The organism is Cellulomonas gilvus ATCC 13127 (assembly GCF_000218545.1).
In the GTDB taxonomy this organism is placed as follows: Bacteria; Actinomycetota; Actinomycetes; order Actinomycetales; family Cellulomonadaceae; genus Cellulomonas; species Cellulomonas gilvus.
Window position 1 is genome coordinate 845447 of sequence record NC_015671.1, and the last position, 25717, is coordinate 871163.

A 25717-nucleotide genomic window follows, 5' to 3' on the forward strand; every position below is an offset into this window, starting at 1 on the left:
ATTCCGTGCAGATGGGGGAGGTCGGCGCAACAGTTCACGACCGACTGAACGGGCGCACGTGTCAGCTCGAGCGCGTCACGCCGCCACCACGGGTGCGGCCCTGGTCCTGACGATGCTGGTGGTCCCACCGTCGCAGGCAGCACCACCGCAGGCCGTGCCCCTGAGCACCTCGGTGGCGGGATCGGCGATCGACTTCCCGGCCAGCTATCCCTTCCAGCCCGTCCTGGAGACGGTGCCCGACAACCCCGCCGACGCGTCGATCGCGCGCGGCGCCCTCCCGTACGACGAGATCGCCCCCACGCTCAACGGCTTCATGGCCGAGACGGACGTCGTCTCGGCGCAGGTCGTGGGCGAGTCCGCGAACGGGTGGGACATCCACCTCGTCACCGTCACGGCCCCCGAGACCGCGCAGGAGACCGCGCAGCAGGCGCGGTGGCGCGACGAGGTCAAGCACGACGCCGCGGCGGCCGCCGACGACGAGGAGCTGCAGGCCGGCTACAAGCGCCCCATCTGGTTCAACGGCAACATCCACGGCAACGAGTGGGAGGGCACGGACGCGAGCCTGAACTACATCGAGTGGCTCGTGGAGAACGAGAACACCCCGTACGTGCAGGACCTGCTGGAGCACTACCGCCTCTACTTCACGGTGTCGAACAACCCGGACGGGCGCATCGTCGGCACGCGCGCGAACGGCCAGAACCTCGACCTCAACCGCGACTTCGTCACCAACCAGGCGGCCGAGACGCGGATCGTGCGCGACCTGACGGCGTTCATCCAGCCGATCTTCTTCATCGACCTGCACGGGTACACCGGCGTGCTGCAGATCGAGCCGTGCGGCCCGCCGCACGGTGAGAACTACGACTACGACCTGTTCATCGGGCACGCCTACGCGGCGGCGCTGCAGATCGAGCAGGACGTCGTGGCCGCCGAGATCCCGGGCAACACCTACCGGGACTCGGTGACGGGCGCGACGAGCACGACGAAGACGGACACGAGCGGCATCATCATCCCGTTCCGGGACACCCCGGACGGCTGGGACGACTGGCCGCCCGTGTTCACCGCGCAGTACGTGGCCTACCAGGGGGCGATCTCCTACACGGCCGAGCTGCCGCTGGGCCGCGTGTCGAACCCCGAGACCAACAAGGCCAACTCGGCGGTCGACACCGCGGTGGGCTTCCAGGTGATCGACTCGACGATGGACTACGTGGTCGAGAACGGTGACGCGATCCTCGCCAACCAGATCGAGATCTTCCGCCGCGGGGCCGCGGGTGAGCCGCTGCGCACGCTCGAGGTGGGCCTCGACGCGGCCACGATCGACGGACCGACGCAGTGGGTCGAGCTCTGGGACCAGGGCGACGCCAACGGTCACGACCTCCTCACGGGTGCGCGGTTCCCGCGCGGCTACGTGATCCCGGTCGGCGACGGCCAGCGGTCGGACTCCGACGCGGCGCACCTGGTCGACTTCCTGGTGACGCACGGCATCGAGGTCTCGCGGGCGACCGCCGCGTTCACGTCCGACGGGGTCACCCACCCCGCGGGCTCGTACGTCGTGGACATGCACCAGCCGCTGCGCGGGCTCGCGAACGCCCTGCTCGCCGCCGGCTCCGACATCTCGTCCTGGGTGCCGTCGATGTACGACATCTCGGCGTGGAGCCACGGCTACCTGTGGGGCGCCACGGTGACGCCGGTCGGCTCGACCACCGACGCCGAGCTCCCGGTCCCGACCGTCGCGGTGAGCGGTGCGACGCCCACGGGCGGGCTGCCCGGCGCGGGCGGCTACCTCACGTTCGAGCTGGACGGCGTGGACGACTTCGCGGGCCTGAACGCGCTGCTCGTCGACGACGTGCCGGCGAGCCTCGTCGGCACCGGCACCGTGGTGCTCGGCAACGACACGGCCACGTACGCGGCCGCGCAGGAGGTGGCCGACGAGTACGGCGTCGCGTTCCGCACGACGAGCGGGACCGAGCTCACGGGGGCTGACGTCAAGCCGCTCGACGAGCTGCAGGTCGCGTACACCGGCACGCAGGACGACCGGCTCACGCTGTCGGCGCTGGGCTTCGCGCCCGAGCAGCTGACGCTGGTCAGCGGGGCCACGCTGCAGTCCGCCGCGGTCACGCTGGACGACGCGGACGTGCTGTGGATCGGCTCCGCGCTCACGGTCAGCCCGACGACCCAGCCGGTCGCGTACGCCGAGGTCAGCGACTTCGTCGCGGCGGGCAAGGGCGTCGCGGGCCGGGGTGCGGCGGCCAGCACGTTCGCGACGACGTGGTACGACGCGCAGGCCACGGCCGTGACGGGCAACGGCTCGGGCAACGGCGTCGTGCGGCTCGACACGGTCGCGGACGGCGTGCTCGGCGCTCTCGGCACCGAGTACGGCTTCGTGTACCCGGCGGTCTCGTTCGCGCTCGCGGAGTCCGGGCACGGCCGCGTCGAGCAGACCTACGGGACGGACCCGCTCGTGTCCGGCCACTGGCGCGAGACCACGGCGACCAACGGGCCGTCGTACGCCGCGGGCCGGGCCTCGGTGTACTCCGCCGAGCTCGACTCCGGCGCGCGCGCGGTGGTGTTCGGCACCGCCGTCGCGTTCCGCGGGCACCCGCGCGGTCACTTCTCCGAGGTGGCCACCGCGCTGTACTGGACGGCCCCGGCGGCGACGCAGGACGTCCTGACGGCACCCGTCGCGACGACGACGACGCTCGCGCTCACCGCGGGCTCGGCGGTCCACGGCGGGACGCCCGCGGGTGCGGTGGTCAAGGTGACCGCGGCGTCCGGCACCGCGTCGCGGCGCGGGACGGTCGAGATCCGGGAGGACGGCCGGCTCGTCGCGACCGGCGCGGTCAACGCGTACGGCAACGCGAAGGTCGCGCTGCCCGCCGACCTCGCGGTCGGTGAGCACGCGCTCGTGGCCACGTACCTGCCGGCTCCTGGTGCGGCGCTCGTGCCGTCGAGCTCGGGTGCCGTGACGTACACCGTGACCGCGGCGCCGGCCACGGTCACCGCGACGGTGACGGGGAGCACGTACGGCACGCCCGCGAAGGTCGCCGTGCGCGTGACCAGCCCGGCCGGCACGCCCACCGGCACCGTGCGCGTCACGGTCGGCTCGTCCGCACCGATCACCGCGACGCTCGTCGGTGGTGCGGTCACGGTCGCGCTGCCCGCGACGCTCGCCGTCCGGACGCACGCGGTCACGGTCGCCTACGCGGGTGACGCGGTCACGGCGCCCGCACAGGCCTCGACGTCCGTGACGGTCGTGCGTGCCGCGACGACGACGGGCCTGGCGCTCTCGCGGGCCAAGGTCGCCCGGGGAGGTGCCGTCACCGCGACCGCGGTGGTCCGGGTGCCGTCGGCGAGCGGCGTCGCACCGGTCGGCGTGGTCAAGCTCCGCGTCGACGGCACGGTCGTCGCCACGCGCACGCTCACCGCGGCGGACCGGGGCAGGGTGACCTTCACGCTGCCGAAGGGCGCCACGAGCAAGCGGGGTGCGCGCGCGGTGACCGTGTCGTTCGCGGGCAGCTCCACGCTGCTGTCGTCGGTCTCGGCGGCGCGCACGCTCACGGTCGTGTGACATGACGGTCGCTGGCCCCGTCCGCTCCTGCGGGCGGGGCCGGCGCCGTGCGTGGGCGGACCCGGCTCGCACGCGGTCCGCGGGTGTCCGCATGCTGGCCTCGGGGCGTCTCACGGACGTGAGGTGGTCCTAAACTGACCGCCAGCACGCCCCACCCGTCGCGCCCGCTCCAGCGAGCACGCCCCGAGGCGGGCGCCCCCGGGCGCCACCGAGGAACGGCGGGGCCTGGTCCCGAACCGGAAGGTCCGCCCGTGAGCACCCCGACCCTGCGCGTCGCCGTCGTCGGCGCCGGTCCCGCCGGCATCTACGCCTCGGACATCCTGTCCAAGACCGACCTCGACGTCAGCATCGACCTGTACGAGCGCCTGCCCGCACCGTTCGGCCTGGTGCGGTACGGTGTCGCGCCCGACCACCCGCGCATCAAGCAGATCATCGTCGCGCTGCACAAGGTGCTCGAGCGCGGGGACATCCGCCTGCTCGCGAACGTGGACTACGGCACCGACCTCAAGCTCGACGACCTGCGCCAGTTCTACGACGCCGTGATCTTCTCCACGGGGTCCATCCGCGACGCCGCGCTGCCGATCCCGGGCATCGACCTGGAGGGCTCCTACGGCGCCGCCGACTTCGTGTCCTGGTACGACGGGCACCCGGACGTGCCGCGCACGTGGCCCCTGCAGCACCAGCAGGTCGCGGTCATCGGCGCGGGCAACGTCGCGCTCGACGTCGCGCGCATCCTGGCCAAGCACGCCGACGACCTCCTGCCCACCGAGGTCCCGGGCAACGTGTACGACATCCTCAAGGCGAACCCGATCACGGACGTGCACGTGTTCGCGCGCCGCGGCCCCGCCCAGGTGAAGTTCTCGCCGCTCGAGCTGCGCGAGCTCGGCCACGTGCCGGACGTCGACGTGATCGTCTACCCCGAGGACTTCGAGTTCGACGAGGGCTCGATGGCCGCTATCCACTCGTCGAACCAGACCAAGCAGGTCGTCAAGACGCTCACGGACTGGACGCTGCGCGAGCCCGAGGAGCTCACCGCGTCGCGGCGCATCCACCTGCACTTCCTGCACAAGCCGGCCGAGGTGCTGGGCGAGGACGGCAAGGTCGTCGGGCTGCGCACCGAGCGCACCGCGCTCAACGGCGACGGCAACGCCACGGGCACCGGTCAGCTGCACGACTGGCCCGTGCAGGCGGTCTACCGTGCCGTCGGGTACTTCGGCTCGCCGCTGGTGGACATCCCGTTCGACGACGTCGCGGGCGTGATCCCCAACCGCGAGGGCCGCGTGGTCGACGTCGACGGCGACCAGCTCGCGGGCGTGTACTGCACCGGCTGGATCAAGCGCGGGCCGGTGGGTCTGATCGGCCACACCAAGTCCGACGCGTCGGAGACCATCCGCCACCTGGCCGAGGACGTCGCCGCGGGCGGTGAGGCGTTCTACACCGCGACCGACCGCGACCCCGCGGCGGTCACGGACTTCCTGTCCGCGCGCGGCGTGGACGTGATCGAGTGGAGCGGCTGGGAGCTGCTCGACGCGTACGAGCGCTCGCTGGGCGAGCCGCACGGCCGCGAGCGCATCAAGGTGGTCCCGCGCGAGCAGATGACCGACATCGCACTGGGGCGGACGCCCGCCGTCTGAGCCGCCGCGCACCGCGCGCCACGGGAACGTCCCCCTGCCGACACGCGTTGGCAGGGGGACGTACCGTTTCTCGAGGGCGGCCGCGCCGGCCCGAGTACAGGCAGGACGAGGATGACGAGCAGGCAGCACTTCAACGGGGTCAAGACGGCCGCGCTCTTCGGGGTGATGTGGGCCGTCCTGCTGGGCATCGGCTGGGCCATCGGCGGCGGCCGCTACCTGTGGCTGTTCGCGGGGCTCGGCCTGATCGGCACCGCGGTGAGCTACTGGAACTCGGACAAGATCGCCATCCGCACCATGCAGGCGGTCCCGGTCACCGAGGCCGAGCAGCCCGCGATGTACCGGATCGTGCGCGAGCTCTCGACGCGCGCGCGCCAGCCCATGCCGCGCCTGTACGTCTCACCCACCATGGCGCCCAACGCGTTCGCCACGGGCCGCAACCCGCGCAACGCGGCCGTGTGCTGCACGTCGGGCATCCTGGCGCTGCTCGACGAGCGCGAGCTGCGCGGCGTGCTCGGGCACGAGCTGCAGCACGTCTACAACCGGGACATCCTCACGTCGTCGGTCGCGGCCGCGATCGCGGGCGTCATCACGTCGGTCGCGCAGATGGCGTTCTTCTTCGGCGGCGGGGACCGCCGCGACGGCGGCAACCCGATCGCGGGGCTGCTGCTCCTGCTGCTGGCCCCGCTCGCGGCGACCATGATCCAGCTCGCGATCAGCCGCACGCGCGAGTTCGACGCGGACGAGGACGGCGCGAGCCTCACGGGCGACCCGCTCGCGCTCGCCTCGGCGCTGCGCAAGCTCGAGCAGGGCACCGCGGCGCGTCCGCTGCCCCAGGACCAGCGGCTCGAGAACGTCTCGCACCTCATGATCGCCAACCCGTTCCGGGGCGCCGGCATGGCCCGGCTGTTCGCGACGCACCCGCCGATGGCCGAGCGCATCGCGCGGCTCGAGTCGCAGGCGGGCTCGCTCGGCGGCATCACGCGCTACTGACGCGACGCGCGCGGGGGCGCCGCCGGTCCTCGGCGACGCCCCCCACGTGCGTGCCGGGTCAGCGGTAGTTGACGAACTGGAGCGCGGCGTCGACGTCCGCGCCCTTGAGCAGCGCGATCGCGGTCTGCAGGTCGTCACGGCTCTTGCTCGTCACGCGCAGCTCGTCGCCCTGGATCTGCGTCTTGACGCCCTTGGGGCCCTCGTCGCGCAGGATCTTGGCGAGCTGCTTGGCGATCTCCGTGGACAGCCCCTCCTTGATGCTGGCCGCGAGCCGGTACTCCTTGCCCGAGGGCTTGGGCTCGCCGTCGCCCGTGTCGAGCGACTTGAGCGAGATGCCGCGCTTGATCAGCTTCGACTGGAACACGTCGAGGACCGCGAGCACGCGGTCGGACGAGTTCGCGACCATGAGGATCGACTCACCGCTCCACGCGATGGATGCGCCCACGCCCTTGAAGTCGTAGCGCTGCGCGATCTCCTTGACCGCCTGGTTCAGCGCGTTGTCGACCTCCTGCCGGTCGACCTTGCTGACGACGTCGAACGACGAGTCGCTCGCCATGTGCCACCCCTTCGGATCCGTTGCCCACCGGTGCGCCGGCGCCGCCCGGGTCTCCCGGTGCGCGCGCGGTGCGTGCGGGCTGGTCGCCCGCCCGGCCGTCCACCCCGTGCCCGCCGTTTTCTCGACTGGCCACGAGTGTTGCTATCCTTCCACGGCACGCTGCGCGAGCGGCGGTCGGGGTCCTGGTGACCCGGGCCGCGGGTCGGCGGCGGCACCACCCTGGCGGGTTACCCGAGCGGCCAAAGGGGGCTGACTGTAAATCAGCTGGCACAGCCTACGGGGGTTCGAATCCCTCACCCGCCACGCATGTCGACGGGGCGTTCCTCACGGGGAGCGCCCCTTCGTCGTCCCACGTGGACCCCCTCACCGCGACGCGCACCGGGACCGAGGTCCGTCGTCGCGGGGCTCCGCCGGGCGTAGGCCGGGAGGTGAGACGCGTCACGACCGGCGCACGTCCGGGCGCCGGAGCATCGGGCGCCGACGGCCCGGCACGCGTGCCGGGGGAGGGGAGTCGTCATGACCACCACCAGCACGAGCGGGCGCGCGGGTCGGCTCGAGGGCAAGGTCGCGATCGTCACCGGCGCGGCGCGCGGCATGGGGGAGGCGGATGCGCGACGCCTCGTCGCGGAGGGTGCGCACGTCGTCGTGGCGGACGTGCTGGACGACGAAGGACGGCAGGTCGCGGACGCGCTGGGCGACGCGGCCGTCTACGTGCACCTGGACGTGGCCGACGAGACGTCGTGGGAGCACGCGATGTCCGTCGCGCACGAGCGGTTCGGACCCGTGGACGTGCTCGTCAACAACGCGGGCATCCTGGCGCAGGGGCCGGTCGACCAGACCGACCCGGCGACGTTCCGGCACGTCCTCGACGTCAACCTGACCGGCGTGTTCCTGGGCATCCGGGCGGTCGTGCCGGACATGCGGGAGCGCGGCGGCTCGATCGTCAACATCTCGTCCGCCGCGGGGCTGGTGGGGATGCAGGGGCTGGGTGCGTACGCGTCGTCGAAGTGGGGCGTCCGCGGTCTGACCAAGTGCGCGGCGCTCGACCTGGGCCGCCACGGCATCCGGGTCAACTCGATCCACCCGGGTGCCATCCGCACGCCGATGGCCGCGGGGGTCACCGACGCGGACCTCGCGCACCAGGCGCTGCCGCGGGTGGGCGAGCCCGACGAGATCGCGGCCGTGGTCGCGTTCCTCGCGAGCGACGACGCGTCCGACATGACGGGCGCCGAGCTCGCCGTCGACGGGGGGATGGTGCTGGGCGCCACGGCCTGACCGGGGCGGCGCACCGCGGCCGGAGCCTCCGGGGCGGGTGCGGCGCGCGGTCGCGCGGGGCGTCGGCGGACCCGATTTCGCAGGCGCCCCGGTGGCCGTGTAGCCTGTTCCGCGCTGCCCCGATAGCTCAGTCGGCAGAGCGTCTCCATGGTAAGGAGAAGGTCAAGGGTTCGATTCCCTTTCGGGGCTCTGTGGTGTGTCTCGGGGTGCGGCTGCGGTCGCACCCCGAGATCGCCCGAGGCGGGGTAGCTCAGTTGGTGAGAGCGCACGACTCATAATCGTGAGGTCGCGGGTTCGAACCCCGCTCCCGCTACAGCCTGTATTTCCTGGCGTGCGTCGGCCGGCGCACCGCTGATCACATTCGCTAGCGCCGTGGTGGCGCGAGAGGTGGCAAGACCATGGCCAGCAAGAGCTCGGACGTTCGCCCCAAGATCACGCTCGCCTGCACGGAGTGCAAGGAGCGGAACTACATCACCAAGAAGAACCGTCGGAACGACCCCGACCGTCTCGAGATGAAGAAGTTCTGCCCGCGCGAGAACCGCCACACGCTGCACCGCGAGACCCGCTGACCCTGGCGATGCCGGTCGACACCGGGTACGCGGGGCGGCAGTACCCGCCCACGGCGGCGTTCGAGGTCGGACGCGAGCACCTGCGGTCGTTCGCGGCCGCGGTCGGCGCCCAGCACCCCGCGCACACCGACCTCGAGGCAGCCCGGGCGCTGGGTCACGCGGACGTCGTCGCGCCCCCCACGTTCGCCGTGGTCGTGGCGCAGCGCGCCGAGGCGCAGCTGTTCGAGGACCCTGCCGCGGGCATCGACTTCAGCCGCGTCGTCCACGCCGACGAGCGGTTCACGCACCACCGCCCGATCCATGCGGGTGACCGGCTGGTCACGGTGCTGCACGTCGACGCGATCGTCGAGCGTGCGGGAATGGCGATGATCACCACGCGCGCGGAGATCGCGGCCGAGGGCGGCGAGGCCGTCGCGACGGTCGTCTCGACCCTCGCGGTCCGCCCGGAGGAGGCCTGATGGCCCCGCGTCTCGCCGACCTCGAGGTCGGCCAGGAGATCGCCCGTGCCGAGGTCGTCGTCGACCGTGCCCGGCTCGTCCGCTACGCCGCCGCGTCGGGCGACTTCAACCCGATCCACTGGAACGACCGCGTCGCCGTGGCCGTGGGCCTGCCCGGCGTCATCGCGCACGGCATGTGGACCATGGGCGCCGCGATCGGCCCCGTCGTCGAGTGGCTGGGTGACCCCGGCCTCGTCACGGACTACCAGGTGCGCTTCACGCGTCCCGTCCCCGTGCCGGATCCCGGCGCCGCGACGGTCGAGGTCGTCGCGGTGATCGGCGTGCTCGACGAGGCTGCGGGCACCGCGCGTGTGGACCTGACGGTGACGGTCGAGGGGCAGCGCGTGCTCGGCAAGGCGCAGGCGGTCGTCCGCCTGCACTGACCGGGGCCCGGACGGACCCGTCGGTCAGGCGGGCGCCGGGCCGGTCGTCGTCCCCACCCGTAGCTCCACGGGCATGACCACGGGCGGGGGATAGGTGCCCTCGAGCAGGCGCGCCACGGACCGGCCCACCTCGGCACCCTTCTCGGCCAGCGGCTGCGCGACCGTGGTCAGCACGTCCGGTGCGAGCCACGGCAGGTCCAGGCCGTCGAAGCCCGCGACCGAGACGTCCCCCGGCACGGCCAGGCCGAGCTCGCGGGCCGCGAGCACCACACCCGACGCCAGCAGGTCCGACTGGCAGAGCACCGCCGTGGGGCGGTCCGCGCCGGACAGCAGCGCGCGGCCCGCGGCCGCACCGTGCTCGACGAGCGACGCGGGCGTCTCGTAGACCGCCACGGGCTGCACACCCGCGTCGTACATGCCGTCCAGCCGCCGCCGCGTGATCTGCCACTGCACCTGCGCCAGGCGCTCCGCGTCGACGACACCCTCACCGCGCGTGCGGTCGAACGGGAGCGCGACGCACGCGATGCGCCGGTGCCCGAGGTCCACCAGGTGCTGGGCGACCTGCGCGATGCCCTGGCGGTCCTCGATGCCGACCGTCGCCACGTCCGGCTCGGGGATCCCCTCGACCACCACGGTCGGGACGCCCCGCCGGCGCAGGGCCGCGAGCACCGGGTCGGCGCTGCCGCTGGCCCACAGGAGCACCGCGACGTCCATCGCGGCGGACAGGACGAGCGGGTCGACGGGCGGCTCGCTCGGGTCGGTCGGGCCGGGGATCAGGAGCACGCCGAGGTTCATCTCGCCGAGCGTGCCCACGAGCCCGTCGAGCATCTGCACGGACACCGGGTCGCGGAACGACCGGCGCAGCGCGTCGCCCACGACGACGCCGACGATGCCCGAACGGCCGCTGCGCAGCTGCCGGCCGAGCGGGTTGGGACCCGAGTAGTCGAGCTCGGCGGCGGCGGCCAGGACACGCTCACGCGTCGCTGCGGCGATGGGGCCGGCGCCCGAGAAGGCGAGGGACGCTGTGGAGACCGAGACGCCGGCGGCCGCGGCGACGTCGGCGAGCGTCGTGCGCTGCGACAGCGGACACCTCCGGGTCGGGAGCATCGGGTGAGTTTCCCGGCGGTCGTTGCCGGGCGGTTGACGCGGTGGCCAGCGTACCCGCAGAATGTCGGGCGGTCCCCGAATCGATTCGACCGTACGTCCTGCATCGGGATCGAATCGATTCGACCTCGCCGATCGGCCCGCCCGCCCCGCCCTCCCGGCCCTCTCGTCCCGTTCGGAGCCCTGCCCGTGAACCACCGCGACCACCCCGGCCGCACCGCCCGGCCCACGCCGCCCGTCGCCGTCGTGCGGGCGCGCCTGCTCCTGCTCGGCCTGTTCGCGCTCGCCGGCATCGTGTTCTCGAGCTGGCTCGCCCGTCTGCCCACCGTGCGGGACGCGCTCGACCTGTCCACGAGCGCGCTCGGCGGGATCCTGCTCATCGGGTCGGTCGGTGCGCTCATGACCGTGACGGTCGCGGGCGTGGTCGTGCAGCGGTGGGGCAGCCGGTGGGCGCTGCTCGCGTCCACGGCGCTGCTGGCCGTCGGCTACGTGCTCATGGGCGTGGGCCCGGCGGTCGGCTCGGTGCTGGTCCTGTCCGTGGGCGTGTTCGTCAACGGCGTCTCGATCGCGCTGGGCAACGTCCCGATCAACGTCGAGTCCGCGCGCATCGAGCGCGCCCTGGGCCGCACCGTGATCCCGCAGTTCCACGCGGCGTTCTCGATCGGTGCGGTCGCGGGCTCCGCGCTCGGCGCGCTGGCCTCGCGCCACGGTCTGCCGATCGCGGTGCAGTTCAGCGCCGTGGCCGCGGTGGCGGTGGTGTGGCGGCTCGCCTCGCTGCGCGGCGTCGTGCTCCCGCCCGGCCCGTCCGACCTCCCGCGCGTCGTCGCCGCGGCCCCCACCCCGACGCCCACTGCCACGCGCACCGCCCGCGCGCGACGGCTCGGCTCGTCGCTCGACGCGTGGCGTGAGCCGCGGACGTTGCTGATCGGCGTCGTCATCATGGCCGCCGCGCTCTCCGAGGGTTCGGCCAACGACTGGCTCGCGCTCGCCGTGGTCGACGGGTTCGACCGCTCCGAGGCGGTCGGTGGTGTCGTGCTCGCGGTGTTCGTCGCCGCCATGACGGTGGTCCGGCTCGCGGGCACGCGCCTGATCGACCGGTTCGGCCGCGTCGCGGTGCTGCGCGTCTCGGGCGTGGTCTCGGTCCTGGGCCTGCTGCTGTTCGGGTTCGCGCCCGACCTGACGACGGCGTCGGTCGGCGTGGTCGCCTGGGGCTTCGGTGCGGCGCTGGCCGTGCCGATCGGGGTCGCTGCGGCGTCGGACGAGCCGGTGCGGGCCGCGGGCCGCGTCGCCGTCGTCTCGGCGTTCGCGTCGGTCGCGTCGATCGCGGCACCGCCGCTGCTGGGCATCGCCGCGCAGTCCATGGGCGCACGGCACGCGCTCGTGCTCATCGCGGTCGCCATGGTGGTCAGCGTGCTGCTGGCGGCCCAGGTCGCGCCGCGCACGCTGACCGACGAGCCCACCGGCCCGGTCCACGACGACGAGCCCGCCCCCGCGGCCGGCCCGGTCGCGGCCACGACCGGCCGCGACCTCGTCGGGGCGTCGGCCGCACCCGAGAGCCGCGTACCGTGAGCACGCCCGACCGTGACGACACCGTCCTGCAGGGAGCGCAGGTGACCGACCCCACCCCCGTCCAGCCACGCCACGGCGTGGTCACGCGAGCGTCGTTCGCGGTGTTCGCCGTGTTCTTCCTCAGCGGCTTCAACTTCGCCAGCTGGGCGTCGCGGCTGCCCGCGGTCCGGGACGGCCTCGACCTGTCGGCCGCGAGCGTCGGCATCCTGCTGCTCGTCGGCTCGGCCGGTTCGCTCGTCGCGCTGCCGCTGTCCGGCAGCATCATCGAGCGGATCGGTGCGCGCCGGACCGTGCTGTGGTTCGCGGCGCTCAACGCGGGCGGTCTGACGCTCGCGGCGATCGGCGTCACGGTGGGCCACGTCGTCGTCACCGGTGCGGGTCTGGTCGTGTACGGCGTCGGCACCGCGGTGTGGGACGCCGCCATGAACGTCGAGGGTGCCGTGGTCGAGCAGCGGCTCGGCAGGACGGTGATGCCGCGCTACCACGCCGGATTCTCGCTGGGGACGGTCGCGGCGGCAGGCGTCGCGGCGCTCGCGGCCTGGCTGCACCTGCCGGTCGGCATCCACCTGCCCGTGGCGCTCGGCCTGTCGATCGTCGCGGTCGCCGTCGCGGTGCGCTCGTTCCTCCCGGACACGCATGCGGCCGTGCCGTCCACGCACGACGAGGACGCGGTGCCGCGCGGCGGCGGCGCACGGCGCGCGATCGCCGCGTGGCTCGAGCCCCGCACGCTGCTCATCGGGCTGGCGGTGCTCGCCGCGGCGCTGACCGAGGGTGCCGCGAACGACTGGGTGAGCCTGGCGGTCGTCGACGGCTTCGACACCCCGCACGCGGTCGGCGCCATGGCGCTGGGTCTGTTCCTCGCGTCCATGACCGGCATGCGCTGGTTCGGGACGACGCTGCTGGACCGGTACGGCCGGGTCGTCGTGCTGCGGCTGTGCGCGGCGCTCGCGCTCGTCGGGCTCGCGGTGTTCGGTCTGGCGCCCACCATGTGGCTCGCGCTGGTCGGCATCGTCGCGTGGGGTGCGGGCGCGGCGCTCGGGTTCCCCGTGGGCATGAGCGCGGCGGCGGACGACCCGCTGCGCGCCGCCGCGCGCGTGAGCGTCGTCTCGACCATCGGCTACTCGGCGTTCCTCGCCGGCCCGCCGCTGCTCGGCCTGCTCGCCGAGCACGTGGGCTACCGGCACGCGCTGCTCGCCATCCTGGTCCCGGTCGCGCTGGGCATCCTGGTCTCGGGTGCGGCGGCCCCGCTCAAGACGGCCGGGCCCGTGCACGACGAGACCACCGCCGACCGCCCGTAGCCTGGACCGCATGGACGTGCGCACCTCGGGCCGGCTGGCCGACCTCACCACGCTGGGCGTCGGCGGGCCCGCGGCCCGCTACGTCGAGACGAGCACCGAGGCCGAGCTGATCGACGCGGTCCGCACGGCGGACGAGGCGGGCGAGGCGCTGCTCGTCGTCGGGGGCGGGTCGAACCTGCTGGTGTCCGACGAGGGCTTCGACGGCGTCGTCGTGCGGGACGTGCGGACGGGGATCGAGGTGCCGGACCACTCGGCGTGCGCGGGCGTGACGTACACGGTCCCCGCGGGCACGCCGTGGGACGACGTCGTGGCGGAGGCCACGAGCCACCGCCTGTACGGCATCGAGGCGCTCTCGGGCATCCCGGGTTCGACCGGCGCGACACCCGTGCAGAACGTCGGTGCGTACGGCCAGGAGGTCGCGCAGAGCATCGCGACGGTGCGCGTGTGGGACCGCGCGCGCTCACGCGTGCGCACGCTCCCGGTGGTGGACCTGCGGTTCGGCTATCGCTCGTCGCTCCTCAAGCGCTCGATGCAGCCGGTCACGGGGACCACGGCGGACCCGCGCGACCCGGCCGACGACCGTGCGCCCTGGGGCCCGACCCCGCGGTACGTCGTGCTCGACGTGACGCTGCAGCTCCGGCAGGGCACGCTGTCGGCACCCGTCGCGTACGCCGAGCTCGCGCGCACGCTCGGGATCGCGGTCGGGGAGCGCGCGCCGCTGCCGGACGTGCGCGCCGCGGTGCTCGCGCTGCGCGCGGGCAAGGGCATGGTGCTGGACGCCGCGGACCCGGACACCCGCAGCGCGGGGTCGTTCTTCACCAACCCGATCCTCGACGCGGCCGCCGCGGCAACGCTGCCCGAGGGGGCTCCGCGGTTCCCCGCCGCGGACGGCCGCGTCAAGACGAGTGCGGCGTGGCTGATCGAGCACGCGGGCTTCGGCCGGGGCTTCGGTCTGCCGGGCCCCGCCGCGCTGTCCACCAAGCACACGCTGGCCCTGACCAACCGGGGCGCGGCGACGGCGCAGGACCTGCTCGCGCTCGCGCGCGAGGTGCGCACGGGCGTGCACGCGGCGTTCGGCGTCGAGCTCGAGCCGGAGCCGGTGCTCGTCGGCGTCACGCTGTAGGCGCGCGGTCAGGCCGGGCGGGCGATCCAGTCGTCGACGCCCGCGAGCAGGCGGCGCCGCACGTCGTCCCGGGCCCGGCTCGCGCGGATCGACGCGCGGGCCAGGTCCGCGAGCGCGGCGTCGTCGAACCCGTGCTCGTCGCGAGCGGTGCGGTACTGCTCGACCAGGCGGGACCGGAACAGCAGCGGGTCGTCGGCCCCGAGCGCCACGAGCGCTCCCGCGTCGACCAGCGCCCGCAGCGGCACCTGGCCGGCGTGCGCGTACACGCCCAGCGACACGTTGGACGCGGGGCAGACCTCGAGCGCGGTGCCCGCCTCGGCGAGCCGCGCGAGCAGCGCCGGGTCCTCCGCGGCGCGCACGCCGTGCCCCAGGCGGTCCGGTCGCAGGTGCTCGACGACGTCGTGCACGTGGCCAGGGCCGAGCAGCTCACCGCCGTGCGGGACCGCGGCCAGACCCGCGCGGCGGGCGATCGCGAACGCGGGCTCGAACGCGGCCGTGTCACCGCGCCGCTCGTCGTTCGAGAGCCCGAACCCGACGACGTCGCCGGGACCGTCACCCGCGTGGCGCGCGGCGAGCCGGGCCAGCGTGCGCGCCTCGAGCTCGTGCCGCATGCGCGAGGCCGCGACGACCACGCCCACGTCGACGCCCTCGCGGGCGCTCGCCGCGCGGGCCTCGTCCAGGACGATCTCGAGCGCCGGGGTGATGCCGCCGACGAACGGCGCGTACGACGTGGGGTCCACCTGGATCTCGAGGCGTCCCGAGCCCTCGGCCGCGTCGTCGGCGACCGCCTCCGCGATGATGCGGCGCATGTCCGCCTCGCCGCGCACGCACGCGCGTGCCGCGTCGTACAGGCGCTGGAACCGGAACCAGCCGCGCTCGTCGGCCGGGACCTTGAGCGGGTCGGCGTCCAGGAGCGCCGCCGGCAGACGGATGCCGTGCCGCTGCGCGAGCTCGGCCAACGTGCTCACGCGCATCGACCCGGTGAAGTGCAGGTGCAGGTGCGCCTTGGGCAACTGGGTGAGATCGCGCACGCGGGTCAGTGTGCCAGCAGGCCGCGGCGCCTCGGACGGGTGAACTGCACGTGTCCGATGTGGATGGGCGAAGCGCCTGGAGTGTCCGGGTCCGTAGGATGACCCGGCCCGTACCACGGGAACCCATCGTCTGCTCAGGGGAGCCGTTACATGCACCAGGACCCGCTCGCCGCGCTCGTCGCGGATCCGTCGACGCCACCGGCGCAGCTGGCGCGCATCGCCACCGAGCGGCCGGACCTGCGTGTCCAGGTCGCGCAGCACCCGGCGGCCTACCCCGCTCTGCTGGACTGGCTCCGCGGTCAGGGCGACCCCGCGGTCGTCGCGGCGGTCGCCCAGCGCGCCGCGCAGGCGGCTCCGGCCGCCCCGGCTGCCCCCGCCGCGCCGCCGGCCGCGCCCGCACCCGTCGCGCAGTCCGCCGGCTCGGCGCAGCCGACGGTCCCCACGGCCCAGGAGGGCGGCGAGGCGTGGGAGCCCAAGCCGATCGTGCCCGCCCCGTGGCAGCCCCAGCAGGCGCAGCCGGGCACGGCGCCCGACGGGACGTACGCGGCTGCCGCCGGCTACGCGCAGCCCGGGATGACGCTCGTGGGCGACGGGACCCCGGCGGCTCCGCGCCGCCGTCGCGGTCTGATCATCGGCGTGGCCGCGGGTGTGGTGCTGCTGCTCGGCGGTGGTGCGTACGCGGCGTGGACGATGTTCTTCGACAAGATCAACGGCGCACCGTCGGCCCAGGCCGCCGTGACGCAGCTGATCGAGGGTGTCGCGGACAAGGACGGCGTGGCCATCTACGGCGCGATGTCGCCGTCCGAGGTCGCGGCGTTCCGGGACGCGTACGAGTCGGTCGCGGACCTGGGCGAGACCGACGAGTCGGCGACGGAGAAGCTGCAGGCCGTGCTGGACGCGGTCGAGGTCGACCTCGAGGGCCTCGAGGTCGAGGTCGAGGAGGTCGACGAGGGCCTCGCGAAGGTCTCCGTGACCGGTGGCTCGCTCAAGGTCGACGCCGACGCGGACAAGCTGTTCGACGCCATGATCGACCTCTACAGCGTCAGCCCCGGGGGCGAGCAGACCGCGGAGATGCTCGAGTCCAGCCGGGACGACGCGGTCGACGCGCTCCAGGACGAGCTGCCCTGGAAGGTGACCGCCGACGAGCTGGAGATGACGCTCGACTCCGAGGAGCAGCAGCCCTTCCTCATGGCGGTCGAGGAGGGCGGCAAGTGGTACGTCAGCCCGATGATGACGATCGGCGAGTACGCCACCGTCGCCACGGGTGGCACGCGCGGCACCATGCCCACACAGGACGCCGCCGACCTGGACTCGCCCGAGGCCGCCGGCGAGGCCTTCCTCGCCGCGCTGCCCGCGATCGCCACGGGCGACCTCACGGAGGTCGCCGACACGATGCCCACGGCCGAGCGCCGCTTCCTGACCGTGTACGCGCAGGCGTGGGTCGACGCCGCGGACCTCGGCGGCTCCGAGGCCCCGTTCGAGATCGACGGCGGGCTCTCCTCCGAGGCGGCCGGCGACGGCCGGGCGCGCCTGCAGCCCAGCGACCTCTCGGTCACCGCGGACGGCGAGACCGTGGTGTTCGACGGCGTGTGCGCGACCGCCGAGGGCGAGACCCGCTGCCTCGACGACTACCCGTGGGCGGTCGAGCTCGGCATGACGGACCTCGGGCTCCTCGCGGTCGAGGAGGGCGGCGGCTGGCGCGTCTCGCTGCTGGGCACGCTCGCGGACATCTCGGCCACCACCGGCAAGAACGTGGTCAGGCTGCAGGACGAGGGCAAGCTCGACGACGAGCAGTGGGTGGCCGACACGTTCGGCGACCTCGGCATGGGCACCGGGCTGGGCAGCCTGCTCGGTGGCGGCCTGCCGACCGACCTCGACGGGCTCGACCAGGGCCTCGGCCTGGACGACGGGCTGGGCACCGACGACGGCCTGGGCACCGACGACGGGCTCGGCACCGACGACGGCCTGGGCACGGACGACGGGCTCGGCACGGACGACGGCCTTGACGAGCTCGAGCCGACCATGCTCGGCGACTACACGCTCGAGCTCGACGGCACGCTGACCGGCCCGAACGGCGAGAAGATCCAGGACTGGACGTTCGACGGCCAGGGCCGTCTGGTGGACGGCGACGGCAAGGTCCTCGAGGAGGACCCGTGGGGCCTGGCGGAGTTCGGCACGGGTGAGTGACGCGACGGCGGGTCGGACGGCCCGCTGAGCGGCCGCGGTCCTGCCGACCGGCCCGGCTCCCGGCACGTCCGGGGGCCGGTCAGCCGGTCGGCAGGATCCCGCGCTCCATGGCGGCCGTCACGGCGCGCGTGCGGTCGTCGACGCCGAGCTTGGCGAAGACGCGCAGCAGATGCGTCTTGACGGTCGCCTCCGCGATGAACAGCTCCTGACCGATCGCGGCGTTCGAGAGCCCGCGCGCCACCCCGGCGAGCACCTGAGTCTCGCGTGCGGTGAGGCGCTCGTCGTGACCCCCGCGGACCTGCTGCACCAGACGCCGGGCGACCGACGGCGAGAGCGCGGCCTCGCCGCGCGCCGCGGCCCGCACACCCGCCACGAGCTCGGCACGTGGCGTGTCCTTGAGCAGGTACCCGGTCGCGCCCGCCTCGACGGCACGCAGGATGTCCGCATCGGTCTCGTACGTGGTCAGCACCAGCACACGCGTGCCGGGCACCTCGGCCACGATGCGGGCGGTCGCGGCGGCGCCGTCCAGCCGCGGCATCCGCAGGTCCATGAGCACCAGGTCCGGGCGCAGCGCGCGCGCGAGCGTCACGGCGTGCTCGCCGTCCGCGGCCTCCCCGACCACCTCGACGTCGGTCTCGACGGCCAGCAGGCCGGCCAGCCCCGACCGGACCACGGGATGGTCGTCGGCCAGCAGCACGCGGATGGTCATCGTGTCCCTCCCAGCGGCAGGCGCAGGAGCACACGCGTACCCCGGCCCACCGATCCGACGAGCGCGAGCTCGCCCCCGCCCGCACGTGCGCGATCGCGCAGCCCGCGCACGCCGTTGCCCTCCAGGTCGTCGTCGCGCAGCCCGCGCCCGTCGTCGGTGACCTCGAGCTCCACGTCGTCGTCCACGCGCGCGAACCGCAGGTGGACGTGCGTCGCGCCCGCGTGCCGCCGCACGTTGGCCAGCGACTCCTGGGCGGCGCGCAGCAGCGCGACCGCCACGTCCTGCGGGACGTCGGCGACGTCGTCGACCGCGACGTCCACCGCGGTCCCGGTCTCGGCGGCGAACCGGGCACCCAGGCGCCGCAGCGCCGCGGGCAGGTCGCCGTCCTCGAGCGCGGGCGGCGCGAACGCGGCGACGAGCGCGCGCGCCTCGGCGAGGTTGTCGCGGGCGACCGCCTCGATCTGCTCGACCCGCTCGCGCGCGCTGCCGGTGTGCTCCCGCTCGAGCTCGGCGGCCGCGGTCTGGGCCAGCATGACGATCGACGTGTAGCCCTGCGCGAGCGTGTCGTGGATCTCCTGCGCGAGCCGCGCGCGCTCGGCGAGCACACCCTCGGCATGATGGCTCGCGGCGAGGGCCGCCTGGGTCTCGCGCAGGCCGTCGAGCAGGTACGCGCGTTCCTCGCTCTGCTCCGCGACGTACGTGACCCACAGGCCCAGGCCGATCGAGAACACGAGGCCGAGCGTCGCCTGGCCGGCGATCTCGGGCAGGTCGCCGGGATCGGCCTCGACGCGCAGTGCGGTCGCCACGATGATCCCGAGCGTCAGCGCCACGGTCCACATGACGCCGCGCACGCGGTCGACCGCGAAGAACCAGATCTGGGAGTAGGAGACGAACAGCAGCACGATGCCCAGCTCGACCAGCCACGCCTCGGTGGACGTCACGACCACGAGCACGACGAGGTACGCCTGGGTGAGCCGCGTGTCGTCGGCCCGCGCGCCGCGCCGGCCGAGCAGGTGGTAGGCCACGACGAGCGTGACGTACCCCGCCAGGGCGGCCGAGCCGCGCGCCACCGACGGCGCGGTCGGCACCGAGAAGGCCGCGGTGATCGCGACCATGATCCAGAACGCGATGTCCCACGCGCGCATGGAGCGGCGCCAGAACTCCCCTCGGCCCCCGGCGATCTCCGTCACGGGAGCCCAGCCTGCCACCGCGGGCGCCGGTGGCAGGCCGGACAGCGTCGCCACGTCAGCCGTCGTCGCGCCGGCGCCAGCGGAACGTGCGCACCCCCACGACGAGGCCGACCACGAGCCAGGCCCCGAGCACGGCCGCGGTCATGCCGTGCTGCCACGTGCCGTCGACCTCGAGCACGGCGGCCTCGTCGGGCAGGAACACCGAGCGCATGCCCTGCGCCATCCACTTGAGCGGGAAGACCGAGGCGAGCTGCTGCATCCAGGACGGCAGCTCGTCGAACCGGAAGAACACCCCGGAGATGAACTGCAGGACCAGCACGATGGGTGTCACCACGGCGCTCGCGGAACGGCCCGAGCGCGGCAGCGAGGAGAACGCGACGCCGCACACCGCGCCCGTCGTCGTGCCCAGCAGGAACACCCACGCGAACGTGCCCCAGCCCGCCGCGTCGTCGGGCAGCGGCACGTCGAACGCCAGCGCGGCGACGGCCAGCAGGATCGCCATCTGCAGCAGGCAGTTGACCAGGACCTGCCCGATCTTGCCGAGGAAGTACGACGACGCGGGCATCGGGGTGGCACGCAGGCGCTTGAGCCCTCCCTCGTCGCGCTCGACCGCGATGGAGATCGCGATGTTCTGGAAGCTCGTGAGCATCACGCCGGTCGCGACCATGCCCGGCAGGAAGTACTGCGGGAAGCTCACGGCCAGGCCGCCGAAGTCGATGTCGGAGCCGTCCTGCCCGAACACCGTGGCGAAGATCGCGAGCATGATCACGGGGTAGGCGAAGATGAAGATCACGGCGTCCCGCTCGCGGAAGAACGTCCGCACCTCGTACCGCGTGCGTGCGACGCCGAGCCGCAGGGCGCCCGGCAGGGGAGCGGTCCGGCGGGTCTGCCCGGTGGGGGCCGCCGTGGTCGTCGCGGTCATCGTGCTGCCTCCGTCGGCTGCTCGTGCGTGGCGCCCGCGGGTGCGGCGGGCGTGATCAGGCTGAGGTACACGTCCTCGAGCGTCGGGCGCAGCACCTGCAGCCCGGGGATCTCCCCGAGCTGTGCAGCGAGGTCGGCCACGACAGCCGTCGGGGTGTCGGTGCGCACCTCGCGGGGCCCGTCGGCGGTCGTCCACCGCACGACCGCCTGCCGCGCGGTCCGTCCGCCGAGGTCCTGCGGGCTGCCCTGCGCGACGACGGTGCCGGAGCTGACGACGACCACGCGGTCGGCCAGGTGCTCGGCCTCCTCGAGGTAGTGCGTGGTCAGCAGGATCGTCGCGCCGTCGTCCCGCAGCGAGGTGATGAGGTCCCAGAAGTCCCGACGCGCCTGCGGGTCGAACCCGGTGGTCGGCTCGTCGAGGAACACGAGCTCGGGCCGCCCGACGATGCCGAGCGCGACGTCCACGCGGCGGCGCTGACCGCCGGACAGCTGGCGCGTACGCGTGTTCACCTTCTCGCGCAGGCCGACCGCGTCGATGACCTCCTCGGGGTCGCGCGGGTCCGGGTAGAACCGTGCGAAGTGCCGGACCAGCTCGCCGACCGTCGCCTCGGCGAGGTCGTCCGTGCTCTGCAGCACGACTCCGAGCCGCGACCGCCAGGCGCGGCCCGCGTGAGCGGGGTCCTCGCCCAGCACGCGCACGTCGCCCGCGTCGCGCTCACGGAAGCCCTCGAGGATCTCGACCGTCGTGGTCTTGCCCGCGCCGTTGGGCCCGAGGACCGCGAGGATCTCGCCCCGCTCGACGACGAGGTCGAGCCCGTCGACCGCCTTCTTGGTGCCGTAGGTCTTGCGGAGCCCGCCGACCTCGATCGCTGGTGCTGGTGCCATGCCTCCAGCCTGCTCGCCAGGCCGTCGCCGCGGCAGGGTCGGACGACGGGACCGGGGGTCCACCGATCGGTGGACCCCCGGGTGCGCCGGAGCGTGGAGCGGGCGGGTCTAGCCCTCGGCGAGCAGCCGCTGGATGCGCGTGACGCCCTCGACCAGGTCGTCGTCGCCGAGCGCGTAGGACAGCCGCAGGAACCCCGACGGCCCGAACGCCTCGCCCGGGACCACCGCGACCTCGACCTCGTCGAGGATCAGCGCGGCGAGCTCGGCCGACGTGGTCGGCGTGACGCCCCGGAACGTGCGGCCCAGCAGACCCTCGACCGACGGGTAGGCGTAGAACGCGCCCTGAGGCGTGGGGACCGTGACGCCGTCGATCGTCGCGAGCATCTCGACCATGGTCCGGCGGCGCCGGTCGAACGCGGCGCGCATCTCGTGCACCGCGGTGAGGTCGCCCGTGAGCGCGGTGATCGCGGCGCGCTGCGAGACGTTGGCGACGTTCGAGGTGAGGTGGCTCTGGAAGTTGGTCGCGGCCTTGATCACGTCTGCGGGGCCGATCATCCAGCCCACGCGCCAGCCCGTCATGGCGTACGTCTTGGCCACGCCGTTGAGCACGATCGACGTGTCGACCAGCTCGGGCACCACGCGCTGGATGGGCGTGAACACCGCGTCGTCGTACGTGAGGTGCTCGTAGATCTCGTCGGTGATGACCCAGATGCCGTGCTCGAGCGCCCAGCGCCCGATCTGCTCGGTCTGCTCGGGGGAGTACACCGCGCCCGTCGGGTTCGAGGGCGAGCAGAACAGCAGCGCCTTGGTGCGCGGCGTGCGCGCGGCCTCGAGCTGCTCGACCGTGACCAGGTAGCCCTGGTCGGCGCCCGCGAACACCTCGACCGGCTCGCCACCGGCCAGCCGGATGGCCTCCGGGTAGGTCGTCCAGTACGGCGCAGGCAGGAGCACCTCGTCACCCGGGTCCACCACGGCCGCGAACGCCTGGAACACGGCCTGCTTGCCGCCGTTGGTCACCAGCACGTCCTGCGGGCGCACCGCGTAGCCCGAGTCGCGCAGCGTCTTGGCCGCGATCGCCTCGCGGAGCGCGGGCAGGCCCGCGGCAGGCGTGTACCGGTGGTTGACGGGGTCGAGGCACGCGGCGACCGCGGAGTCGACGATCGCCTGCGGGGTCGGGAAGTCCGGCTCGCCCGCCCCGAACCCGATGACGGGCCGGCCGGCCGCCTTGAGGGCCTTCGCCTTCCCGTCGACGGCGAGGGTGGCCGACTCGGCGATGGCGGCGAGGCGGCGGGAGACACGGGGGCGCGACGTCTGCTGGCTCACCGGGCCATAGTGGCAGAGGTCACGCCGTGCGGGTGCCGCGATCCCACGCCGTCCGGCTCGGCGGCACGGGCGGGTTCGACCCTGGGCGCGACGTCCCGTACAGTGGTCCACCGGCGGTTGACGTTCGCCAAGATGACCTGTGCCCGCAGCGCCTCACGGCGGCGGGCGGGGGATCCTTGGCGGGCACCGATCGTCGTAGGGCAGTGGCGCAAGTGGTAGCGCAGCGGTCTCCAAAACCGCAGGTTGCAGGTTCGAGTCCTGTCTGCCCTGCGCAGTTCCGTGTTCCCGGATCGTCTGGTCCGGCCTTCCATGTACCGACGAGACGCAGAGGCATGACGTGAGCGAAACAGCAGCCTCCGCGGCGTCCGGCGCCGAGGACTCGGCTCCGCGCACGTCCGCGCCGAAGGCCTCGGGCACGCCCGCTCGACCGGGTGAGCGCCGCGGGCTGTTCGCGCGCATCGCGCTGTTCGTCCGTCAGGTCGTCGCGGAGCTCAAGAAGGTCGTGCGGCCGACCAGGTCCGACCTCGTCACCTACACGAGCGTCGTGCTGGTGTTCGTCGCCGTGGTCATGGCGTTCGTCACCGTGCTCGACCTCGGCCTCGGCAAGGTCACCTTCTGGGTCTTCGGGGGCTGACCCCTCGGGGCCGTCGTCGGCCCGCCGCTCGCCCGTACCGGGCCGCCCCATCGTCGAAGAAAGCAGGATCGCGTGTCGCACGAGTCGTCTGAGCCCACGTCGGCCGAGCTCGAGCTCGAGGACGCCCTCGAGTCGGTCGAAGGCGTCGAGGCGTCCGTCGACGAGCCCGCCGACACCGACGAGGCCGCGCCTGCCGCGGACGAGGCCGCGCCCGTCGCGTCCGACGAGGCACCGGAGTCCGACGAGGCCGATGAGGCCTCGGCCGAGGACGCGGACGAGATCGACCCCGACGAGGACCCCGTCGCGGCGTTCAAGTCGAAGCTGCGCAGCCTGCCGGGCGACTGGTTCGTCATCCACTCCTACGCGGGTTACGAGAACCGCGTGAAGGCGAACCTCGAGAACCGCACGCAGAGCCTCAACATGGAGGACTTCATCTACCAGGTGGAGGTCCCCATGGAGGAGGTCGTCGAGATCAAGAACGCGCAGCGCAAGGTCGTCAAGCGCGTGCGCATCCCCGGCTACGTCCTGGTCCGCATGGACCTGACCGACGAGTCGTGGGGTGCCGTGCGGCACACGCCCGGCGTGACGGGCTTCGTCGGCCACACGCACCAGCCGGTGCCGCTGACGCTCGACGAGGTGTTCTCGATGCTCGCCCCGACGCTCGAGGTCAAGTCGGCGTCCGCGCCGGCCGCCGCGGCCAAGGCCGCCGCGAAGATCCAGGTGGACTTCACGGTCGGCGAGTCGGTCACCGTCACCGACGGCCCCTTCGACACGCTGCCCGCCACGATCTCGGAGATCAACGCGGAGAACCAGAAGCTCAAGGTGCTCGTCTCCATCTTCGGCCGGGAGACCCCGGTCGAGCTGTCGTTCAGCCAGGTCGCCAAGATCTGACGGCACGGCATCGCGGGCGGCGCCGGTCGGCGTCGCCCACTGCAACCGGGTCATCGCCCACGGCGTAGGCCCACGAGAAGGAAAGGGACGGCGTCATGCCCCCCAAGAAGAAGGTCACCGGCCTCATCAAGCTCCAGATCAACGCCGGTGCGGCCACGCCCGCCCCGCCGATCGGCCCCGCGCTCGGTCAGCACGGCGTGAACATCATGGAGTTCTGCAAGGCGTACAACGCGGCGACCGAGTCGCAGCGCGGCAACGTCATCCCCGTCGAGATCACCGTGTACGAGGACCGCTCGTTCACGTTCATCACGAAGACGCCGCCGGCCGCCGAGCTCATCAAGAAGGCCGCGGGCGTCGCCAAGGGCTCGTCCACGCCGCACACGGTCAAGGTCGCCACCCTGACCCGTGCGCAGGTCCGTGAGATCGCGAGCACCAAGCTCGAGGAGCTCAACGCGAACGACCTCGAGGCCGCCGAGAAGACCATCGCGGGCACCGCTCGCTCGATGGGCATCACGGTCGAGGGCTGACCGCACGGTCACCCCGGCCGGTCGGAGACGACCGGCACCCTCCCCCCGGGCGACCTGCCCGGTGGGGACCCCAGTGGCAGGGCCGTGTGCGGCCCATGACGACCACGACTGCTGACAAGGAGAACAAGCAGATGGCGAAGCACAGCAAGGCGTACCGCGCCGCCGCCGAGAAGATCGAGGACGGCAAGCTCTACGCGCCGCTCGAGGCCGTCCGCCTCGCGCAGGCCACCTCGACGACGAAGTACGACGCGACCGTCGAGATCGCCTTCCGCCTCGGGGTGGACCCCCGCAAGGCCGACCAGATGGTCCGTGGCACGGTCAACCTGCCCCACGGCACGGGCAAGACCGCCCGCGTGATCGTCTTCGCGACGGGTGAGCGTGCCGAGCAGGCCCGCGCGGCCGGCGCCGACGAGGTCGGTGGCGACGAGCTGATCGAGAAGGTCGCGGCCGGTTACACCGACTTCGACTCCGCGGTCGCGACCCCTGACCTCATGGGCAAGGTCGGTCGACTCGGCAAGGTGCTGGGCCCGCGTGGTCTGATGCCGAACCCGAAGACCGGCACCGTGACGATGGACGTGGCCAAGGCCGTCGCCGACATCAAGGGCGGCAAGATCGAGTTCCGCGTCGACCGTCACGCGAACCTGCACTTCATCATCGGCAAGACGTCGTTCTCCGACGTCCAGCTGGTGGAGAACTACGCCGCCGCGCTCGACGAGATCCTGCGTCTCAAGCCGTCCGCGTCGAAGGGCCGCTACATCACCAAGGCGACCATCTCGACCACGAACGGCCCGGGCATCGCGCTCGACCAGAACAAGACGCGCAACCTGACGTCGGAGGACGAGGCGGCCTGAGCCAC

General features: G+C 73.4%; 23 protein-coding genes and 4 tRNA genes. 19 read left to right on the plus strand and 8 right to left on the minus strand.

The features are described from left to right. The first annotated feature begins 58 nt into the window (after window positions 1–58). The 3 genes from CELGI_RS03895 to htpX all read left to right on the plus strand — a co-directional run bounded on the left by CELGI_RS03895 (window position 59) and on the right by htpX (window position 6189). On the plus strand, window positions 59–3565 hold the full coding sequence (locus tag CELGI_RS03895) for a M14 family metallopeptidase (RefSeq protein ID WP_049785514.1): 3507 nt from the start codon (window positions 59–61) through the stop codon (window positions 3563–3565). A 251-nt stretch (window positions 3566–3816) separates the two neighbouring features. Continuing rightward, window positions 3817–5199, plus strand: a complete 1383-nt coding sequence (locus CELGI_RS03900) for an FAD-dependent oxidoreductase (RefSeq protein ID WP_013882810.1) — start codon at window positions 3817–3819, stop codon at window positions 5197–5199. A gap of 111 nt (window positions 5200–5310) precedes the next feature. Next, complete coding sequence (gene htpX / locus CELGI_RS03905; RefSeq protein ID WP_013882811.1) at window positions 5311–6189, plus strand: zinc metalloprotease HtpX; 879 nt, start codon at window positions 5311–5313, stop codon at window positions 6187–6189. Between the two features lie 58 nt (window positions 6190–6247). On the opposite strand, the gene CELGI_RS03910 is transcribed toward htpX, so the two are convergent. Further along, entirely contained in the window at window positions 6248–6745 is a 498-nt protein-coding gene (locus tag CELGI_RS03910; RefSeq protein WP_013882812.1) for a YajQ family cyclic di-GMP-binding protein, read from the minus strand. A 221-nt stretch (window positions 6746–6966) separates the two neighbouring features. Between CELGI_RS03910 and CELGI_RS03915 the strand changes: the two genes are divergently transcribed. The 7 genes from CELGI_RS03915 to CELGI_RS03945 all read left to right on the plus strand — a co-directional run bounded on the left by CELGI_RS03915 (window position 6967) and on the right by CELGI_RS03945 (window position 9469). Beyond that, a tRNA-Tyr gene (locus CELGI_RS03915) sits at window positions 6967–7048 on the plus strand. 213 nt (window positions 7049–7261) lie between these two features. Further along, window positions 7262–8020 (plus strand): glucose 1-dehydrogenase, encoded by a 759-nt coding sequence (locus CELGI_RS03920; RefSeq protein ID WP_013882813.1) that lies wholly within the window; start codon window positions 7262–7264, stop codon window positions 8018–8020. 116 nt (window positions 8021–8136) lie between these two features. Then, window positions 8137–8209, plus strand: a tRNA-Thr gene (locus tag CELGI_RS03925). 50 nt (window positions 8210–8259) lie between these two features. Beyond that, window positions 8260–8333: transfer RNA gene (locus tag CELGI_RS03930), tRNA-Met, on the plus strand. A gap of 85 nt (window positions 8334–8418) precedes the next feature. Continuing rightward, window positions 8419–8589 (plus strand): 50S ribosomal protein L33, encoded by a 171-nt coding sequence (gene rpmG / locus CELGI_RS03935; RefSeq protein ID WP_013882814.1) that lies wholly within the window; start codon window positions 8419–8421, stop codon window positions 8587–8589. Between the two features lie 8 nt (window positions 8590–8597). Continuing rightward, the gene (locus tag CELGI_RS03940; protein WP_013882815.1) at window positions 8598–9047 is read left to right on the plus strand and encodes an FAS1-like dehydratase domain-containing protein; all 450 of its coding nucleotides are present in this window, start codon (window positions 8598–8600) and stop codon (window positions 9045–9047) included. Continuing rightward, window positions 9047–9469, plus strand: coding sequence for a MaoC family dehydratase (locus tag CELGI_RS03945; protein WP_013882816.1), 423 nt, complete (start codon window positions 9047–9049; stop codon window positions 9467–9469). Before CELGI_RS03940 ends, CELGI_RS03945 begins: the two co-directional genes overlap by 1 nt. 24 nt (window positions 9470–9493) lie before the next feature. On the opposite strand, the gene CELGI_RS03950 is transcribed toward CELGI_RS03945, so the two are convergent. After that, window positions 9494–10576, minus strand: coding sequence for a LacI family DNA-binding transcriptional regulator (locus CELGI_RS03950; protein WP_013882817.1), 1083 nt, complete (start codon window positions 10574–10576; stop codon window positions 9494–9496). 186 nt (window positions 10577–10762) lie between these two features. Between CELGI_RS03950 and CELGI_RS03955 the strand changes: the two genes are divergently transcribed. The 3 genes from CELGI_RS03955 to CELGI_RS03965 are packed head-to-tail and all read left to right on the plus strand — an operon-like array spanning window position 10763 to window position 14563. After that, on the plus strand, window positions 10763–12142 hold the full coding sequence (locus CELGI_RS03955) for an MFS transporter (RefSeq protein ID WP_013882818.1): 1380 nt from the start codon (window positions 10763–10765) through the stop codon (window positions 12140–12142). Between the two features lie 41 nt (window positions 12143–12183). Further along, entirely contained in the window at window positions 12184–13440 is a 1257-nt protein-coding gene (locus tag CELGI_RS03960) for an MFS transporter (RefSeq protein WP_049785604.1), read from the plus strand. A gap of 10 nt (window positions 13441–13450) precedes the next feature. Next, window positions 13451–14563, plus strand: coding sequence for a UDP-N-acetylmuramate dehydrogenase (locus CELGI_RS03965; protein WP_013882820.1), 1113 nt, complete (start codon window positions 13451–13453; stop codon window positions 14561–14563). An 8-nt stretch (window positions 14564–14571) separates the two neighbouring features. On the opposite strand, the gene CELGI_RS03970 is transcribed toward CELGI_RS03965, so the two are convergent. Further along, window positions 14572–15594 carry an adenosine deaminase gene (locus CELGI_RS03970; RefSeq protein ID WP_013882821.1) on the minus strand — a complete coding sequence of 341 codons (1023 nt, stop codon included), beginning with the start codon at window positions 15592–15594 and terminating at the stop codon, window positions 14572–14574. A gap of 150 nt (window positions 15595–15744) precedes the next feature. Between CELGI_RS03970 and CELGI_RS03975 the strand changes: the two genes are divergently transcribed. Then, entirely contained in the window at window positions 15745–17781 is a 2037-nt protein-coding gene (locus CELGI_RS03975) for a variant leucine-rich repeat-containing protein (protein ID WP_013882822.1), read from the plus strand. 79 nt (window positions 17782–17860) lie between these two features. Here the strand turns inward: CELGI_RS03975 and CELGI_RS03980 are convergent, their stop codons facing one another. The 5 genes from CELGI_RS03980 to CELGI_RS04000 all read right to left on the minus strand — a co-directional run bounded on the left by CELGI_RS03980 (window position 17861) and on the right by CELGI_RS04000 (window position 22809). Further along, a complete protein-coding gene (locus CELGI_RS03980; RefSeq protein ID WP_013882823.1) occupies window positions 17861–18490 on the minus strand; it encodes a response regulator in 630 nt (209 codons plus the stop codon). Further along, the gene (locus CELGI_RS03985) at window positions 18487–19680 is read right to left on the minus strand and encodes a sensor histidine kinase (protein WP_150104659.1); all 1194 of its coding nucleotides are present in this window, start codon (window positions 19678–19680) and stop codon (window positions 18487–18489) included. The genes CELGI_RS03980 and CELGI_RS03985 overlap by 4 nt, the downstream gene beginning before the upstream one ends. A gap of 55 nt (window positions 19681–19735) precedes the next feature. Then, window positions 19736–20602 (minus strand): ABC transporter permease, encoded by an 867-nt coding sequence (locus tag CELGI_RS03990; RefSeq protein WP_013882825.1) that lies wholly within the window; start codon window positions 20600–20602, stop codon window positions 19736–19738. Continuing rightward, complete coding sequence (locus CELGI_RS03995) at window positions 20599–21486, minus strand: ABC transporter ATP-binding protein (protein WP_013882826.1); 888 nt, start codon at window positions 21484–21486, stop codon at window positions 20599–20601. The genes CELGI_RS03990 and CELGI_RS03995 overlap by 4 nt, the downstream gene beginning before the upstream one ends. Before the next feature lie 108 nt (window positions 21487–21594). Beyond that, on the minus strand, window positions 21595–22809 hold the full coding sequence (locus CELGI_RS04000; RefSeq protein ID WP_013882827.1) for a pyridoxal phosphate-dependent aminotransferase: 1215 nt from the start codon (window positions 22807–22809) through the stop codon (window positions 21595–21597). 197 nt (window positions 22810–23006) lie between these two features. On the opposite strand from CELGI_RS04000, the gene CELGI_RS04005 reads away from it, so the two are divergent. The 5 genes from CELGI_RS04005 (at window position 23007) to rplA (ending at window position 25712) form a co-directional block, all read left to right on the plus strand. Next, window positions 23007–23079, plus strand: a tRNA-Trp gene (locus CELGI_RS04005). Window positions 23080–23146: 67 nt separating this feature from the next. Continuing rightward, complete coding sequence (gene secE, locus CELGI_RS04010) at window positions 23147–23443, plus strand: preprotein translocase subunit SecE (RefSeq protein WP_013882828.1); 297 nt, start codon at window positions 23147–23149, stop codon at window positions 23441–23443. Between the two features lie 72 nt (window positions 23444–23515). Further along, on the plus strand, window positions 23516–24334 hold the full coding sequence (nusG, locus tag CELGI_RS04015) for a transcription termination/antitermination protein NusG (RefSeq protein WP_013882829.1): 819 nt from the start codon (window positions 23516–23518) through the stop codon (window positions 24332–24334). Window positions 24335–24429: 95 nt separating this feature from the next. After that, complete coding sequence (rplK, locus tag CELGI_RS04020; RefSeq protein WP_013882830.1) at window positions 24430–24861, plus strand: 50S ribosomal protein L11; 432 nt, start codon at window positions 24430–24432, stop codon at window positions 24859–24861. Window positions 24862–24992: 131 nt separating this feature from the next. Beyond that, on the plus strand, window positions 24993–25712 hold the full coding sequence (gene rplA, locus CELGI_RS04025; RefSeq protein ID WP_013882831.1) for a 50S ribosomal protein L1: 720 nt from the start codon (window positions 24993–24995) through the stop codon (window positions 25710–25712). The last annotated feature ends 5 nt before the right edge of the window (window positions 25713–25717 follow it).

What these genes read in the sequence shown, in the direction of transcription:
- htpX (WP_013882811.1), top strand. Translation starts at nt 5,311, where the DNA reads ATGACGAGCAGGCAGCACTTCAACGGGGTCAAGACGGCCGCGCTCTTC.
- CELGI_RS03910 (WP_013882812.1), bottom strand. Translation starts at nt 6,745, where the DNA reads ATGGCGAGCGACTCGTCGTTCGACGTCGTCAGCAAGGTCGACCGGCAG.
- CELGI_RS03920 (WP_013882813.1), top strand. Translation starts at nt 7,262, where the DNA reads ATGACCACCACCAGCACGAGCGGGCGCGCGGGTCGGCTCGAGGGCAAG.
- rpmG (WP_013882814.1), top strand. Translation starts at nt 8,419, where the DNA reads ATGGCCAGCAAGAGCTCGGACGTTCGCCCCAAGATCACGCTCGCCTGC.
- CELGI_RS03940 (WP_013882815.1), top strand. Translation starts at nt 8,598, where the DNA reads ATGCCGGTCGACACCGGGTACGCGGGGCGGCAGTACCCGCCCACGGCG.
- CELGI_RS03945 (WP_013882816.1), top strand. Translation starts at nt 9,047, where the DNA reads ATGGCCCCGCGTCTCGCCGACCTCGAGGTCGGCCAGGAGATCGCCCGT.
- CELGI_RS03950 (WP_013882817.1), bottom strand. Translation starts at nt 10,576, where the DNA reads ATGCTCCCGACCCGGAGGTGTCCGCTGTCGCAGCGCACGACGCTCGCC.
- CELGI_RS03965 (WP_013882820.1), top strand. Translation starts at nt 13,451, where the DNA reads ATGGACGTGCGCACCTCGGGCCGGCTGGCCGACCTCACCACGCTGGGC.
- CELGI_RS03975 (WP_013882822.1), top strand. Translation starts at nt 15,745, where the DNA reads ATGCACCAGGACCCGCTCGCCGCGCTCGTCGCGGATCCGTCGACGCCA.
- CELGI_RS03980 (WP_013882823.1), bottom strand. Translation starts at nt 18,490, where the DNA reads ATGACCATCCGCGTGCTGCTGGCCGACGACCATCCCGTGGTCCGGTCG.
- CELGI_RS03990 (WP_013882825.1), bottom strand. Translation starts at nt 20,602, where the DNA reads ATGACCGCGACGACCACGGCGGCCCCCACCGGGCAGACCCGCCGGACC.
- CELGI_RS03995 (WP_013882826.1), bottom strand. Translation starts at nt 21,486, where the DNA reads ATGGCACCAGCACCAGCGATCGAGGTCGGCGGGCTCCGCAAGACCTAC.
- rplK (WP_013882830.1), top strand. Translation starts at nt 24,430, where the DNA reads ATGCCCCCCAAGAAGAAGGTCACCGGCCTCATCAAGCTCCAGATCAAC.
- rplA (WP_013882831.1), top strand. Translation starts at nt 24,993, where the DNA reads ATGGCGAAGCACAGCAAGGCGTACCGCGCCGCCGCCGAGAAGATCGAG.